Genomic DNA, 15,054 nt, shown 5'->3' with positions numbered 1-15,054 from the left:
CTCAAGACCGGAACGCACTACGACGAAGCAACCGCTTGGTCTCATCACGCCGAGTCGCTTGCTGCTTGACATCTAAGCTCCTGGGATGTCTTTCGAAAGGCAATGGGGCTGTGACCTCACCAGGCCAGGCGCCAGTACTCTTTGACCATGCCCGCTCCGCACTGGCCCGCGCCGACCACGACCGCACCCGTCACCGCCACCGTCTCCCTGCCCGGCTCCAAGTCGGTGACCAACCGCGCGCTCGTCCTCGCCGCGCTGGCCGAGGGCCCGGGCGTGGTGCGGCGGGCGCTGCGCAGCCGGGACGCGGACCTCATGGTGGCGGCGCTGCGGGCGCTGGGCGCGACGCTCGTCCCCAGCGGCGAGAGCGCGGCGAGCGTGGACTGGCACGTGACGCCGGGTCCGATCCGCGGCCGCGCCGCCATCGACGCCGGCCTGGCGGGCACGGTCATGCGGTTCGTCCCGCCGGTGGCCGCGCTGGCCGACGGCCCCGTCTCGTTCGACGGCGATCCGCACGCCCGCAAGCGGCCGATGGGCCCCATCCTCGACGCCCTGCGCGCGCTGGGGGCGCGGGTCGACAACGACGCGCTGCCGTTCACGATCAGCGGGCCGCTGACGGGCGGCGAGGTCACGCTGGACGCGTCGGGTTCGTCGCAGTTCGTCTCGGGCCTGATGCTGACGGCGGCGCGCTTCGAGAAGGGCGTCACGATCCGCCACGTGGGCCCGCCGGTGCCCTCGCAGCCGCACATCGAGATGACCGTGCAGATGCTCAGGGCGGCCGGCGTCACGGTCGACGACCGTGAGCACGACGTGTGGCGGGTGGAGCCCGGGCCGATCGCGGCCATGGACCTGACGGTGGAGCCCGACCTGTCCAACGCGGCGCCGTTCCTGGCCGCGGCCCTGGTCACGGGCGGCACGGTCACCATCCCCGGCTGGCCGCAGGAGACGACGCAGCCGGGCGACGCCCTGCGCGGCCTGCTGACGGCCATGGGCGCCACGGTCACGCGGGCCGGCGGCGATCTGGTGGTCACCGGGACGGGCGAGATCTCCGGCATTGACGCCGACCTGCACGAGGTGGGCGAGCTGACCCCCACGATCGCCGCCCTGGCCGCGCTGGCCACGACGCCGAGCCGCATCCGGGGCGTGAGCCATCTGCGCGGCCACGAGACCGACCGCCTCGCCGCGCTCGCCACCGAGATCAACCGCCTGGGCGGCGACGCCGAGGAGACCGAGGACGGTCTCGTCATCCGCCCGCGCCCCCTGCACGGTGGCACCTTCCACAGCTACGACGACCACCGCATGGCCACGGCGGGCGCCGTGGTCGGCCTGAGGGTGCCCGCCACAGAGGTGGAGAACATCGCGACGACCGCCAAGACCCTCCCGGAGTTCGTCCAGATGTGGGCGGCCATGCTGGAAGCGCGATGACAGGGAGCCGAGCCCGGGCTGGTTTCACGACCAGTGCTGCGGGCAAGTCGGAAAAGGGCGACGCGTGCTAGCACGCTGCCCGCACGCCGACGCACGGACCCACCGGCACCACGCCATCCGGCCGCGCCCGGGTGGCGGCCACAGCAGATCACCATGGACCATCCCCATGCTCGCGGCCCCCGGCGCCTTCCCTCTCCACGCGAAGATCCGGGCCGGTCGGCGAGGACCGCGCAGCGTTGAGCAACAGAAGGGAAACGAGCGCATGGGAGCGGACCGCTGAGAAAGCGGGAGTACGACGAGGACGACGTACGGGTCAGACCGGGCAAAGGCTCCCGGCCGCGGACCCGGATCCGTCCTGCGCACGATGACGCCGTCGAAGGCTTCGTGGTCGCCGTCGACCGGGGCCGCTACACGACGCTGGTCGAGCTCGACCGCCCGAAGGGCTCGGCGCAGAAGCGCAAGCAGCCACAACGCCGGTTCGTGATCGCCATGAAGGCCCGCGAGCTGGGCCGCAAGGGCATCGTCGTGGGCGACCGCGTCGCCCTGGTCGGCGACGTGTCGGGCCGCCCTGACACCCTGGCCAGAGTGGTCCGCGTGGAGCCGCGCACCTCGATGCTGCGCCGCTCGGCCGACGACACCGAGGACACCGACGGCATCGAACGCCCGGTCGTGGCCAACGCCGACCAGCTCGTCATCGTGACCGCCCTGGCCGACCCGCCGCCCCGTCCGCGCATGATCGACAGGATCCTGGTGGCGGCGTTCGACGCGGAGATCGACGCCCTGCTCTGCCTCACCAAGTCCGACCTCGCCCCGCCGGACGAGCTGGTGGCCGCGTACGAGCCGCTGGGCGTGGCGCACGTCGTCGTGCAAAAGGGCGGCTCGCTGGACGAGCTCCGCGATCACCTGACCGGTCGCATCAGTGTCATGGTCGGCCACTCGGGCGTCGGCAAGTCCACCCTGGTCAACGCCCTGGTCCCGGACGCCAACCGGGCCGTCTCCCAGGTCAACGCGGTGACCGGCCGCGGCCGCCACACCTCGACCTCGGCCGTGGCCCTGGAGCTGCCGCTGGGCGGCTGGATCATCGACACACCGGGGGTGCGCAGCTTCGGCCTGGCCCATGTGTCGGTGGAGACCGTGCTGGCCGCGTTCCCCGATCTGGTGGAGGGGACGGTCAACTGCCCGAAGGGGTGCACGCATCTGGCGGACGGCTGCGCGCTGGACGCCTGGGCGGACGCCGGCAACGCCGACCGGGTCCGCCTGGAGTCCCTCCGCCGCCTCTTGTCCAGCCGCGAAGGCACCCTCGACGACCCCAACGCCTGACCCCGCCCCGTCTCACCGGTCCGGCCCGCCCTCTGAACCGCACGGCCGTGGGCCGGGAGATGTGGTCACCGTGCAGCCGAGCGCGAGGGCGCGGGAACCGCTCGTCCCAGCTGATCACCCAGGGCGGAGAGCATCGCGGCCCCGACGCCGACTCGGCCAGGGTGAACAGAGCCCCGCGTGCGGCCCGGCAACGTGATTGTGGAGATCCGTACGGTCGGGCAGCCGGCAAACGGCCTGACCGTCACCCACCGAGTCGAAACGATGCCCAGAGTTCGGGCAAAAGGAACAGTCTGGAGCGGCAAGGCACCGGCATCTAGCGATATGGCGGACATGCTACTTGTCGGTAACTGGAGTGGTAGTTACCAGAAAAGGGGCGTCTGTGACTGATGTTCGTTATACGCGACACGGTAGCGTGGGCGACCGTGCAGGGTTACAGCGATGATCTACGCCTCGCTCACGTCATGGCGGACGCCGCCGACGACCTGACCATGCGGCGGTTCAAGGCGGTCGACCTCAAGGTCGACACGAAGCCGGACCTCACGCCGGTCAGCGACGCCGACCGCACCGTCGAGGAGGCGATCCGCGGCACGCTGCGGCGGGCCAGGCCGCGTGACGCGGTCGTGGGTGAGGAGTTCGGCAAGACCGGGTGGGGCGCCCGGTCGTGGATCATCGACCCCATCGACGGCACCAAGAACTACGTTCGCGGCGTGCCCGTGTGGGCGACGCTGATCGCGCTCATGGAGTACGGCAAGGTCGTCGTCGGCCTGGTGTCGGCCCCCGCGATCGGCCGGCGATGGTGGGCGGCGATCGAGGGCGGCGCGTGGACCGGCAAGAGCCTGACGAAGGCGTCCCGGATGCACGTGTCCTCGGTGTCCACCCTGGAGGACGCGTCGTTCTCGTACTCGAGCTTCGGCGGGTGGGAGAAGACCGGCAGGCTGGACAACTTCCTCGACCTCGGCCGCGCCTGCTGGCGTACCAGGGCGTACGGCGACTTCTGGTCGCACATGATGGTCGCCGAGGGCTCGGTGGACCTGTCCGCCGAGCCCGAGCTGTCACCGTGGGACATGGCGGCGCTCACGGTGATCGTCGAGGAGGCCGGCGGCGTCTGGACGGACGTCGCCGGGGTACGGGGGCTGGAGGGCGGCAGCCTGGTCTGCACCAACGGCATCCTGCACGACGAGGTCATCCAGCGCCTCAACTCCACCATCATCCGCTGACGAACGCCCCGATCCACTCGATGCGCGCCCCCGCGGACGCTGCCTCCACCGATGAGGCCGCCGTCAGCGGGCCACCGGATCCGGCCCCTTAGAACCTCACCGTCCGCGACCCGTCCCGCGGACGCAGAAGCCCGGCCCGAGACCGAATGTGTACGGTGGCCGCGTTCAGTTCCCGTTCATCCTTGAGCGTCACGTTCCCTTCGTACGTCACCCCGCCAGGCGGGTTGTCGTGCCCCACCGGATCCGCATCCCAGAAGTTCCCCCGGTAGACGACGTGCTCCAGCGGCGGCGCCACCTCCAGCACGGCCGTGTTGTCCGCCCGCGCGACGACGTTCGCCTCCACCGTCACCCACGAGGCCCCGTAGTCGGTGTAGAGCCCGAAGTTGTACGGCGTGCGCGTGTCCTCGATGACGTTGCCCCGCACCACCGCCCCGTTCTCCGGCGAAGACCCCTGCGCCCCGGACAGGTAGATCCCGCCCCCGTCGGCCAGCACCTGCATGGTGTCCACGGTGAGGTTGCCCAGGACACGCACCCCCTCCCCTGCCCCGACGACGATGCCGCAGTGAGGCACGTCCGCGATCTCGTTCTGCGCCACCGTGCACCCCCGCGCGCCCGACACGGCGATGCCCGGCGACCCGCTGTACTCGAGCCCGACCTGATGCACCCAGGTGTCCTCGATCGTGACGTCCCGCCCGCCCGACACGGAGATGCCGCCGCCCGAGAGGGTGTCGAAGTCGCAGCCGCGCACCGCGACCCCGACGCCGCCGGACACGCCCAGCCCGGACGCCCCGAGCCGGGTGAACCGGCAGCCCTCGACCTCGACCCCCGCCACGTCCGCCAACGTCACGCAGGCCGGGATGGACGCCCACGCGGCCGGGTACGTCACCGACGCCCCCTCCCCCAGGACGGCCGTCTCGACACCGCCGCCTTCGTAGTAGCCGCTGCCGTGATAGTGCAGGAAGCCCTCAGGGCGGCTGGGACGCAGCCAGGTGGCGTCGGCGAACACCAGCCCACGGAACGACACGTTCCGCGCTCCCACGGCGCTCAGGAGCGTTTCCAGGACCGGCGCGACCACCTCCGTACGCCCCGGGTCCTCGCCGGGAAGGGGCAGGTAGAGCAGCTCGTGCCGCCCCGGACGCGACCGGTCGAGCACGAACGTGCCCGGCTCGCTCAGGAAGGCGGCGTCGTTCTCGATCCGGGTGGGCAGACCGAGCCCGCTGGAGGTCTGGCCCTCCCAGGTGGAGTTGTAGAGCTCGGCGGCCCAGCCGTACGCGGGCCGCGCCATGGTGATCACCGTCGAGTCCCCGTCGGCCGAGACGCCCGCCACCCCGCAGCGGGCCTCGGTCCAGGGGTAGACGCCCCGGTAGACGAACTCCACGTCGCCAGGACTCCGCCACCCGCGCGGTTCCGTGCTGTCCGTGACGTAACCCGTGACGGTCGGACTCGCGGCGCCGGGCAGACCCGGGATGCCGGCGCGGAGGGCCCGGCGGCCGTCCACGTAGAGCTGGCGGAAGTCGAGGTCGCCGACGTCCGCGACCCACACGCCGTCGCGCTCCCGCCAGTCCGTGACGCGTCGGCCGCCGCTCACCACGGCCTCCTCCTGGGCGGGCGTGCCATAGCCGAACGCCTGGTAGACGACCCCGGAGTCGGCCTCGGTGAGCTCGAGCGTCCCGGCCGGCACGTGGGTGCCCGCCCTGAGGTGGACGACGGCCTCTCCGGCCGCCTCGCGGGCCGCGGACCGGGCGCGTTCGAGCGTGGCGAAGGGACGCTCGGCCGTGCCGGGCCAGGCGTCGTCACCGAAAGGCGCGACGTGGAAGTGGAACATCGGAACTCCCTTTGCTGTTTATGGCGTACACGTAGTAATACACCATAAACAAAGGAAGGCGCGAATGACGAGGGATCCCGACCACGGGCTCGAGTTGCTGTGGCAAGCGCGTGAGCGCGAGCCGCGGCCCGGCCTGAGCCTGGACAGGATCGTGCGGGCGGCCGTCGAGCTGGCCGACGCCGAAGGCCTGCCGGGTCTGTCGATGCGCAAGGTGGCCGACCGGCTCGGCTTCACGACCATGTCCCTCTACCGCCACGTGCCCGGCCGGGACCAGCTCGTCGACCTGATGGTGGACGAGGTCCTGGGCGAGCACCCCGACGACGTGCCGGAGGCCGCCGGCTGGCGGGCGCGGCTGGAGGCCGGCGCCAGGCAGGCATGGCGGATCCGCGAGCGGCACCCCTGGCTGGCCGAGGTACGCGGCACCCGCCACCTCCCCGGCCCCAACGGCGTCGCGCACTACGAGTACATGCTGAGCACCCTCACCGGCACCGCGCTCGCCCCCTCCGAGGTGATAGCCGTCGTGGGCCTGGTCGGCCGCTTCGTCGACGCCGAGGCCCTGCACCTGGTGGAGGTCCGGCGCGAGGAGCGGCGCAGCGGCGTGTCCGAGGACGAGTGGTGGGGCGCCCGCGACACGCTCTACGACCAGCTCGACCGCTACCCGACGATCACCTACCTGTGGACGGCGGGCGGCTGGGACGCCCCCGAGGACTCCTTCGAGTTCGGATTGCGCCGCCTGCTGGACGGCATCGAGGCCTTCATCAAGCATCGCGACAAAGACCGTGACGAAAGTCGTGACGAAACTTGTGGGGAGTGCGGCAGGCCGCTGGAGCCCGCGGCGTCCGGCCGCCCCCGTGTCTACTGCTCGCGCGCCTGCCGGCAACGCGCCTACCGCAAGCGCAACTCCGGTTAGAGCGCCAGCACCCGCCGTACCGCCTCCATCAGGCTGTCCCGATAGGACCCGCCGAACAACACCACGTGAACGAGCAGGGGATGCAGCTGGTGCAGCGGCACCCGCTCCCGCCACCCGTCCGCCGGCGGCCACTCCTCCGCATAGGCCCCGAGCACCCGGTCCAGGTACGGGAGCCCGAACAGCGCCAGCATCGCCAGGTCCGTCTCCCGATGCCCGCCGTGCGCGGCCGGGTCGATCAGCACCGCGGACCCGCCGGACCACAGCACGTTGCCGCTCCACAGATCCCCGTGGATCCGCGACGGAGGCTCGACCGGCCCCGCGACCTCGGCGAACCGCTCCACAGCCCGCTCGACGGCGGCGGCGTCCCCGGCCGGCAGCCGGGCCTGCCGCAGGAAGGGCAGAACCCGCCGCTCCGCGTAGAAGGCCGGCCAGTCGTCACCCGGCGAGTTGTCCATCGGCAGTTCGGCGATGAACCCCGGCCACGGCGCCCCGAAGCCCCGAGCCCCGGCGCGATGCAGCCGCGCCAGCTCCCGCCCGAACCGCTCGGCCGCCGCCGCGCTCGGCCGTTCCTCCTCCACCCACGACAGCACCAGCCGGTCAGGACCGGCCTCGATCACCTCGGGCACCGCGATCGCCTCGCCGAGCCAGCGCAGCCCGGCCGCCTCGGAGATGAACACTTCGGAAACAGCCCCGGTCTTCGCGAACACCTGGCGCCCGTCGCCCAGCACGCCCCGCTGCCGCCGCCAGCCGTGCGACGAGCCCAGATCCTCAGTCGATCTCATCGGCGATGTGCTTGGCCACACCCTCGGCGGCCGACTCGGCCAGCGCGAGCACCTCCTCGAACCCCTCCCGGCCCCCGTAGTAGGGGTCGGGGACCTCGGCGTCCGGCGGCGCCGCGGGATCGAACGCGCGAAACAGCCGCACCTCCACCCCGGCGGGCGCCATCCGCCGCAGGTTGGCGAGGTTGTCCCGATCCATGGCCAGCACCAGGTCGTAGCGGTCGAACCAGTCCTTGGTGAACCGCCTGGCCCGGTGCGCGGAGCCGTCGTAGCCGTGCTCGGTCAGAATCCGCAGCGCCCGCTCGTCCATGGGGTCTCCCTCGTGCCAATCGCCGGTCCCGGCGCTCTCCACGTCGACGCGGCCGGCCAGCCCTCGGTCGGCGAGGGCCTTCCGCAGCACCGCCTCCGCCATCGGTGACCTGCAGATGTTCCCCATGCACACCAGACATACGCGATAGGTCATCTCACCAGGATGGCCCTAACGAGCTATTCATACGACCCAGGACACCTCTTTGGGCGTCGGTCACGGGTCGTTCTACTTCCGTTCACTTTTGCCGGGTGTTATCGGAGGCGACGAAGATACGGATCTCACTAGGGACGAGGAAATACCGTGACCCGTGGACAGCGCCGCCTCAGTGCGGTGGCGACGGCCGCCATCGTTGTGGGCCTTTCCGCCGCATGTGGCGGCACCAACACCACTCCGCCCGCCGGGGACGGCACCGCCTCCGCCTCTGCCGGCACGGACGCCGGCGCCCAGCTGAGCGGGCAGGTCAAGGTTGACGGCTCCAGCACGGTCGCCCCGCTGACCAGCGCCGCTTACGAGTTCTTCGCCGAAGAGCAGCCCAAGGTCAACGTGACCGTCGCCACCTCCGGAACCGGTGGTGGTTTCGAGAAGTTCTGCAACGGCGAGACCGACATTTCCGACGCCTCCCGTCCGATCAAGGACGAGGAGAAGGCGGCGTGCGAGAGCAAGGGCATCAAGTACGCCGAGCTCACCGTCGCGACCGACGCGCTGACCGTCGTGGTGAACAAGGAGAACACCTGGGCCACCTGCCTGACCACGGACCAGCTCAAGAAGATGTGGGAGCCGGGCGCGGAAGGCAAGATCACCACCTGGAAGCAGGTCGACCCCAAGTTCCCGGATGAGCCGCTGAAGCTGTTCGGCCCCGGCACCGACTCCGGCACGTTCGACTACTTCACCGACGAGATCAACGGTGAAGAGGGCGCGAGCCGCAAGGACTACAGCCCGAGCGAGGACGACAACGTCACGGTCCAGGGCGTCGAGGGCACCAAGGGCGGCCTCGGCTACTTCGGCTACACCTACTTCGAGGAGAACGCCTCCAAGCTGAAGGCGGTGCAGGTCGACTCCGGCAAGGGCTGCGTCACGCCGAGCAAGGAGACCGCGCAGGACGGCACGTACACCCCGCTGGCCAGGCCGCTGTTCATCTACCCGTCGGTCGCCGCGGCCAAGCGGCCGGAGGTCGCGGGCTTCCTCGACTACTACGTGGCGAACATCGAGAAGATCGTCACCGACGCGAAGTACATCCCGCTCAACGCCGAGCAGGAGAGCAAGCTCAAGACGGACCTTCAGACGCTGAAGAGCCAGGCGGGCTGATGGCGGCCCGCGACACCGCGACCGCGCCGGGGACTCCCCAGTCCCTGGCGCGGTCGCGCCCGCGTTACGGCGAGATGGTCATCAAGGCGATCCTCATGCTGGCCGCCCTGCTCTCCATCGCCACCACCATCGGCATCGTGGTCTCCCTCCTGGAGCCCACGATCAAGTTCTTCGGGGAGATCAGCGCGGTGGAGTTCTTCACCTCCACCGACTGGGGACCGCTGTTCAAGCCCCCGCACTACGGCGTGCTGCCGCTGGTCAGCGCGACCCTCATCACGACCGGCATCGCGATCGTGGTGGCCGTGCCGCTCGGCCTGGCCGCCGCGATCTACCTGTCGGAGTACGCCAAGCCACGCGTCAGGAAGTTCTTCAAGCCGGTGCTCGAGGTGCTGGCGGGCGTCCCGACCGTGGTCTTCGGGTTCTTCGCGTTCAGCTTCATCACCCCGTTGCTGCGCAACGTCCTGTGGTTCGAAATCGAGATCTTCAACGCCCTGAGCGCGGGTCTCGTGGTCGGCTTCATGATCATCCCGATCGTGGCGTCACTGTCCGAGGACGCGATGACGGCGGTGCCGAACGGCCTGCGCGAAGGCTCGTACGCCCTGGGCGCCTCCAAGATGATCACCTCACTCCGCGTGGTCCTGCCCGCGGCCTTCTCCGGCATCGTCGCGGCCGTCATCCTGGCGGTCTCACGTGGCGCGGGCGAGACGATGATCGTCTACATCGCCGGTGGGCTCCAGCCCAACTTCACCCTCGACCTCGGCAAGGCGATGCAGACCATGGCCGCGTTCATCGCCGCGGCCGGCTCCGGAGACGTGCCGGTCGGCACCGTCGAATACGACACCATCTTCGCGGTCGGTGCCGTGCTCTTCGTGATGACGTTCGCGATGAACTACGTCAGCGCCCGCCTGGTGCGCAAGTATCGTGAGGTGTACGAGTAATGGCCATCCTCTCGACACCGCGCTCCGCCGTGCAGCTGGCGAGCAAGGGACGCCCGCTCAAGGAGCACCTGTTCCGGGTCCTCCTGCTCTCGAGCCTGGCGCTCGCGCTCATCTTCCTGGTCTCCCTGATCACCTTCGTCCTGGTGGAGGGCTGGCCCCGGCTCGACTCCCGGCTGTGGGAGAACATGCCGTCGATCCGCAACCCCGAGATCGCCGGCGCCCAGTCCGCCATCATGGGCACGCTCTGGGTCATCTCCCTGACCGCGGTCTTCACCGTGCCGACGGGCATCGCCGCGGCGATCTACCTGGAGGAGTACGCGGACGGGACCCGCTGGTACAACCGGTGGATCGAGCTCAACATCCAGAACCTCGCCGCCATCCCGTCCATCGTCTACGGCATCCTGGGCCTCGGCATCATCGCCCGGACGCTCGGCCTCGGCTTCAGCGTGATCACCGCCTCGCTCACCCTGGGCCTGCTGGTGCTCCCCATCGTGATCATCGCCTCCCGCGAGGCGATCCGCGCGGTGCCGCCCTCCATCCGCGAGGGCTCACTCGCGCTGGGAGCCACGCAGTGGCAGACGATCTCCCGCCAGGTGCTGCCCGCCTCGATCCCCGGCATCGCGACCGGCTCGATCCTGGCGCTCTCCCGGGCCATCGGCGAGGCCGCCCCGCTGATCATGCTGGGTGCGGTGTCCTTCATCCGTTTCAACCCGGACGGCATCTTCGCCAGCTACACCGTCCTCCCGATCCAGATCTTCAACTGGATCTCCCAGTCGCGCGAGGGATTCCACATCCTGGCCGCGGCGGCGATCGTCATCCTGCTGGTGATCCTGCTGCTGATGAACTCGGTCGCGATCTGGCTCCGCAACCGCTACCAGAGGCGTTGGTGAGGGAGAAATGACTGAGATAGGAAACCCCATGGCGAACGTCACCGTCCGTGGTCCCGAGGCGCCCCGCAACCTCGAGGCCCTGGATCCGGTCTTCACCGTCTCCGACCTGAGCGTCTGGTACGGCGACTACGAGGCCGTGCGCGACGTCGACATGACGATCGGCAACCGCGAGATCACCGCCATGATCGGTCCGTCCGGCTGTGGCAAGAGCACGGTGCTGCGCTGCTTCAACCGGATGAACGACCTGATCCCCGGCGCCCGCCCCGACGGCAAGATCCTCTACCACGGCGAAGACCTGTACGGCGACCACGTGGACCCCATCGAGGTACGCCGCCGCATCGGCATGGTCTTCCAGAAGCCCAACCCCTTCCCCAAGTCGATCTACGACAACATCGCCTACGGCCCCCGCGTCAACGGCATGAAGGGCAAGATGGACGACCTGGTCGAGCAGGCGCTCACCAAGGCGGCCCTGTGGGACGAGGTCAAGGACAAGCTCAAGCAGAACGCTCTGTCCCTGTCCGGCGGCCAGCAGCAGCGCCTGTGCATCGCGCGGGCGATCGCGGTCAAGCCCGAGGTCATCCTCATGGACGAGCCCTGCTCGGCCCTGGACCCGATCGCGACCACCAAGATCGAGGACCTGATGCAGGAGCTGGCGCGCGACTACACGATCGTGATCGTCACGCACAACATGCAGCAGGCCGCCCGAGTGTCCCACCGCACCGCGTTCTTCACCGCCGAAGTGGACGACAAGCAGGTGCGGCACGGCCGCCTCGTGGAGTACGACGAGACGAGTCGCATCTTCACGAACCCGTCCGACAAGCGCACCGAGGACTACATCACGGGGCGCTTCGGCTGATGACCCGACAGCAGGCGGCATCCACGATGAACGGGGACGCGAGGACCAAGCCCGTACTGCTCATCGCCGATCCCGACAGCGCCGTCGTCGAGGACCTGGCCACCGCCCTCGAACGCGAGGGCGTGGCCGTCACCGGGGCCCCCGACGGTGCGCAAGGGCTGCTGCAGGCAGGGGCCCTGCAGCCGGACGTGGTGCTCGTCTCGGCCACGCTCACGGTCATCGACGCGGTCGACTTCGTCCGCGCGGTACGGCTCGCGCGAGCCGTACCGGTGCTGCTCGGCGTCGGCGAGGGGCACGCCGAGCAGGCGGTACGCGCGCTCGCGGCCGGGGCGGCGGCCTGTGTGGCCAGGCCCTACCGGGTGCCGGAGCTGCTGCCGTTCATCCAGGCGTCCTCGCCCGAGTCGCGCAAGGTGCTGAGCGTGGGCGGTGTCGAGCTGGACGTGCAGGCTTACCAGGTACGCGTGGGGGGACGCGTCGTGCACCTGCCGCTGCGGGAGTTCGAGCTGCTGCAGTACCTCATGCGCAACGCCGACCGCACGGTCACCCGCGAGCAGATCATGCGGAACGTGTGGCACACCGCCACCACCACCTCGACGAACACCATCGCGGTGCACGTCAAGCGGCTGCGCGCACGGTTGGGCGACGAGGACGACCAGCTCATCCAGACCGTACGCGGCGTAGGCTATCGCCTGGTCACTCCGGGCACGTCCGGAAGGATTCTATGATCCTCTTGGCGACGCCCTCCACAGTGGCGATGCCGTACCCCACCTCGGGGCTGCCTTCGGAGAGCACGGCCACGGCGTAGTCGTGGCCGTCGTCTCTGATCAGGCCCACGCTGATGACAGCCCAGCGCTTGGTCGAGACGCGCTTGAGCCAGCCGTTCTTGAGCGCCACCCGATCGCCCCGGCACGCGGCGGCGCTGACGCCCCAGTCCTGGCCGTCGACGACCTTGCCCATGAGCCCGAGCACCCGATCGCGATCCGCCCCCTTGAGCGGGCTCTTGCCGGACACCAGCGCGGTCATGAGGCGGATCTGGTCGTCGACAGACGTCCGGGTGATTCCCCAGCAATACAGGTCGAGGCACTCACCGGGGACGCCGTGCGTGTGTCTGAGCCCGAAGCGCCTGGCCGCCTTCGTGAACCCCGCCACGCCGCCCATGCGGAGCCACAAGCGGTCGGCGGCGTGGTTGTCGCTGTAGCGGATCATCAGGTCGGCGTCGCGTCTGACTGCCTCGGGCAGCTTCTTCCACGGCGTCTTCAGCAGCAGAGCCATGAGGATCAGGACTTTGGCGCTGCTGGCGGTGATCAGTCGCTCGCCCGCGTGGTAGCGGTAGACGCGTCCGGTCGCCAGGTCCTTGACCATGGCAGTAACGGGGCCCGGACGGCCGGCCAGGAACCGGTCGAGCCGTTTGGTGATCCGCTTGGCCGGGATCGGCGCCAGGGACTCCTCCGCCTCGACGCTCTCGATCCTCCCCAACGTCCCTTCCCGGGCCTTCGGGATCGCGACCGCCGCCTGCCACACGGGATGCCGCCCGGGAGACGGCTCGACGGGCACCGTGACCAGGGACAGGACCAGGGAGTGGGCGAGCAGCACGCGTGCCGGCACCTGCCCTCGCCCCGTGATCACCCGGGCATTATCACGAATAACCGAGAGCCGCCGCTAGACGGCCGTCGCCAACAGTTTCGCGATCGAGTCGTCGTCGCAGGTGTCCCAGAAGCCGCCCACGACATCCTCCAGGTGCTCCAGGGATTCGGCCCGGAACAACACGTCCTGATATTTCGTGATGTCGTAGTGGGTCGTCCCCATGGCCGACAGCTCCAGCGGCCGGATGTCCATGCCGCGGAACTCCTCGATCTCTCCGTATGAGGACAGGATCCCCGCCCCGTACGCCCTGATCTCGCCCCGCTCCTCCATCACACCGAACTCCAGCGTGAACCAGAACACCTTCGACACGAACTCCAGCGCCTCTTCCCCCTCGACCCGCCGCGCGGCCTGCCCGGCCAGGCGGTAGAGGGCGGCGTACCGGGAGCTGGCCAGCGCGTTGGCGTGCCCGATCACCTCGTGGACGACGTCGGGCTCCGGCGTGTAGAAGGGCACGGAATGGTGGCGGATGTACTGCGTGGAGTGGAAGAGCCCGTCCGCGAGCACCCCGTAGAAGTCCCGCAGCGGCACCAGCCCCGCCGCCGGCAGGTACCGGAACCCGGTCAGCGGCTCCAGCAGCCGTGAGACCTCCTCCAACTGCGGAATCCGCTCGGCCGGCAGCCCCAGCCGGGCCGCGCCGTCGAGGTATTCCGCCGTGGCGTACTTGGCATGTTTGATCGCCAGCTCCCTGCTGACCATCGCCCATACCTCGTGCTCCTGCTCGGTGTACTCGGCCGCCGGAATGGGAGTCCCCGGACGGTAGTTGACCGCCAGCCCCGCGATCGCGTTCCGCCGTGCTCGGTAGACCGGATCCGCGAACCCCGGATGCGACGCGGACAGCTCGACCACCACCGACCCGTCGGCCTGGGCCGCGACCGGCGCGAAGTACTGCGCTTCCTCAAACATGCTCAAATAACAGCAAATCCGTCTTTTCCTGGCAAGAGCGCCCAGTTTCACTGCGCGATACGCTTACTTTCGTACGCTTACATCCACATTTGCTAGTCGCATCGCACAGTCCGCGGAGGGACCGGGATGGACGAGCTGGACACCAGGTTGCTCGTGACCATGCGCGCCAACCCGCGCATCGGCTTGACCGAGCTCGCCCGTCTCCTGGGCGTCGCCAGGGGCACGGTCCAGGCCCGGGTGGAGAAACTGACCGCCCGCGGCGTGATCGAGGACTTCGGCCCCACGGTCTCGCCGGCCGCGGCCGGGCATCCCATCCTGGCGTTCGTCTGGCTCCAGATAGCTCAGGGCCGGCTTGAGGAGGCGGTGGCGGCACTGCGGGGCGTGCCGCAGATCCTGGAGGTCCACGGTACGAGCGGCCAGCACGACCTGCTGTGCCGTGTGGTCGCGAGAAGCACCGAGCACCTGCAGGAGGTCATCGCCCGCATCCTGGCCTCGCCGGCGGTTCAACGCACGGACACCACGATCGCGCTCTCCACCCAGATCCCGTTCCGCATCGAGCCCCTCCTCGAAGCATCCGCGAGGGGCAGATGAGCCCAGAACGCAGAAAGGGCCCCGACGCTTGAGGCGTCAGGGCCCTTTCTAAAGATTGTCCGGCGGTGACCTACTCTCCCACACCCTCCCGAGTGCAGTACCATCGGCGCAGAGAAGCTTAACTTCCGGGTTCGGAATGTAACC

At 69.7% G+C, this 15,054-nt stretch carries 15 protein-coding genes, 1 rRNA gene and 1 pseudogene; 10 read left to right on the top strand and 7 right to left on the bottom strand.

Annotated features, from left to right (window positions below):
- Positions 1-147: 147 nt before the first annotated feature.
- Together aroA and rsgA are read left to right on the top strand one after the other, a co-directional pair.
- Complete coding sequence (aroA, locus tag ACIBX3_RS60645; RefSeq protein WP_397129923.1) at positions 148-1,422, top strand: 3-phosphoshikimate 1-carboxyvinyltransferase; 1,275 nt, start codon at positions 148-150, stop codon at positions 1,420-1,422.
- A gap of 276 nt (positions 1,423-1,698) precedes the next feature.
- The gene (gene rsgA / locus ACIBX3_RS60640; protein ID WP_397129925.1) at positions 1,699-2,742 is read left to right on the top strand and encodes a ribosome small subunit-dependent GTPase A; all 1,044 of its coding nucleotides are present in this window, start codon (positions 1,699-1,701) and stop codon (positions 2,740-2,742) included.
- A 92-nt stretch (positions 2,743-2,834) separates the two neighbouring features.
- Here the strand turns inward: rsgA and ACIBX3_RS60635 are convergent.
- A pseudogene (locus ACIBX3_RS60635) lies at positions 2,835-3,074 on the bottom strand (DUF4442 domain-containing protein); the annotation flags it as partial.
- 54 nt (positions 3,075-3,128) lie between these two features.
- On the opposite strand from ACIBX3_RS60635, the gene hisN reads away from it, so the two are divergent.
- A complete protein-coding gene (hisN, locus tag ACIBX3_RS60630) occupies positions 3,129-3,959 on the top strand; it encodes a histidinol-phosphatase (protein WP_397129922.1) in 831 nt (276 codons plus the stop codon).
- Between the two features lie 88 nt (positions 3,960-4,047).
- On the opposite strand, the gene ACIBX3_RS60625 is transcribed toward hisN, so the two are convergent.
- Positions 4,048-5,784 carry a right-handed parallel beta-helix repeat-containing protein gene (locus tag ACIBX3_RS60625; protein WP_397129921.1) on the bottom strand — a complete coding sequence of 579 codons (1,737 nt, stop codon included), beginning with the start codon at positions 5,782-5,784 and terminating at the stop codon, positions 4,048-4,050.
- Positions 5,785-5,848: 64 nt separating this feature from the next.
- On the opposite strand from ACIBX3_RS60625, the gene ACIBX3_RS60620 reads away from it, so the two are divergent.
- On the top strand, positions 5,849-6,694 hold the full coding sequence (locus tag ACIBX3_RS60620) for a TetR/AcrR family transcriptional regulator (RefSeq protein ID WP_397129920.1): 846 nt from the start codon (positions 5,849-5,851) through the stop codon (positions 6,692-6,694).
- Here the strand turns inward: ACIBX3_RS60620 and ACIBX3_RS60615 are convergent.
- Together ACIBX3_RS60615 and ACIBX3_RS60610 are read right to left on the bottom strand one after the other, a co-directional pair.
- Positions 6,691-7,476 (bottom strand): fructosamine kinase family protein, encoded by a 786-nt coding sequence (locus tag ACIBX3_RS60615; RefSeq protein WP_397129919.1) that lies wholly within the window; start codon positions 7,474-7,476, stop codon positions 6,691-6,693. The two genes, ACIBX3_RS60620 and ACIBX3_RS60615, sit on opposite strands and share 4 nt — an antisense overlap.
- On the bottom strand, positions 7,463-7,936 hold the full coding sequence (locus ACIBX3_RS60610) for a low molecular weight protein-tyrosine-phosphatase (RefSeq protein ID WP_397129918.1): 474 nt from the start codon (positions 7,934-7,936) through the stop codon (positions 7,463-7,465). The genes ACIBX3_RS60615 and ACIBX3_RS60610 overlap by 14 nt, the downstream gene beginning before the upstream one ends.
- Positions 7,937-8,083: 147 nt before the next feature.
- Here ACIBX3_RS60610 and ACIBX3_RS60605 point away from each other — a divergent pair, with 147 nt between their 5' ends.
- From ACIBX3_RS60605 to ACIBX3_RS60585, 5 genes are read left to right on the top strand one after another with little or no spacing between them, the layout of a single operon-like run.
- Positions 8,084-9,088, top strand: coding sequence for a phosphate ABC transporter substrate-binding protein PstS family protein (locus ACIBX3_RS60605; RefSeq protein WP_397129917.1), 1,005 nt, complete (start codon positions 8,084-8,086; stop codon positions 9,086-9,088).
- Positions 9,088-10,026 (top strand): phosphate ABC transporter permease subunit PstC, encoded by a 939-nt coding sequence (gene pstC, locus ACIBX3_RS60600; RefSeq protein ID WP_397129916.1) that lies wholly within the window; start codon positions 9,088-9,090, stop codon positions 10,024-10,026. Before ACIBX3_RS60605 ends, pstC begins: the two co-directional genes overlap by 1 nt.
- Positions 10,026-10,916: a phosphate ABC transporter permease PstA gene (gene pstA / locus ACIBX3_RS60595; protein WP_397129915.1), complete on the top strand. Its 891-nt coding sequence runs from the start codon at positions 10,026-10,028 to the stop codon at positions 10,914-10,916. The genes pstC and pstA overlap by 1 nt, the downstream gene beginning before the upstream one ends.
- Positions 10,917-10,944: 28 nt before the next feature.
- A complete protein-coding gene (pstB, locus tag ACIBX3_RS60590; RefSeq protein WP_397129924.1) occupies positions 10,945-11,772 on the top strand; it encodes a phosphate ABC transporter ATP-binding protein PstB in 828 nt (275 codons plus the stop codon).
- A complete protein-coding gene (locus tag ACIBX3_RS60585; RefSeq protein ID WP_397129914.1) occupies positions 11,772-12,497 on the top strand; it encodes a response regulator transcription factor in 726 nt (241 codons plus the stop codon). Before pstB ends, ACIBX3_RS60585 begins: the two co-directional genes overlap by 1 nt.
- Here the strand turns inward: ACIBX3_RS60585 and ACIBX3_RS60580 are convergent.
- Together ACIBX3_RS60580 and ACIBX3_RS60575 are read right to left on the bottom strand one after the other, a co-directional pair.
- Complete coding sequence (locus ACIBX3_RS60580) at positions 12,466-13,398, bottom strand: serine hydrolase (protein ID WP_397129913.1); 933 nt, start codon at positions 13,396-13,398, stop codon at positions 12,466-12,468. The genes ACIBX3_RS60585 and ACIBX3_RS60580 overlap by 32 nt on opposite strands.
- A gap of 33 nt (positions 13,399-13,431) precedes the next feature.
- Complete coding sequence (locus tag ACIBX3_RS60575) at positions 13,432-14,319, bottom strand: phenylalanine 4-monooxygenase (RefSeq protein WP_397129912.1); 888 nt, start codon at positions 14,317-14,319, stop codon at positions 13,432-13,434.
- A 126-nt stretch (positions 14,320-14,445) separates the two neighbouring features.
- Here ACIBX3_RS60575 and ACIBX3_RS60570 point away from each other — a divergent pair, with 126 nt between their 5' ends.
- The gene (locus ACIBX3_RS60570; protein WP_397129911.1) at positions 14,446-14,910 is read left to right on the top strand and encodes an Lrp/AsnC family transcriptional regulator; all 465 of its coding nucleotides are present in this window, start codon (positions 14,446-14,448) and stop codon (positions 14,908-14,910) included.
- Positions 14,911-14,967: 57 nt separating this feature from the next.
- Here ACIBX3_RS60570 and rrf read toward each other — a convergent pair.
- Positions 14,968-15,054: ribosomal RNA gene (gene rrf, locus ACIBX3_RS60565) — 5S ribosomal RNA — on the bottom strand; the annotation flags it as partial.

Origin of the sequence: Nonomuraea sp. NPDC049480, assembly GCF_044465905.1 — a bacterium.
Lineage (GTDB): Bacteria > Actinomycetota > Actinomycetes > Streptosporangiales > Streptosporangiaceae > Nonomuraea.
Note: the sequence above shows the minus strand (reverse complement) of the source record. Positions and strands in the feature narration are given on the sequence as shown.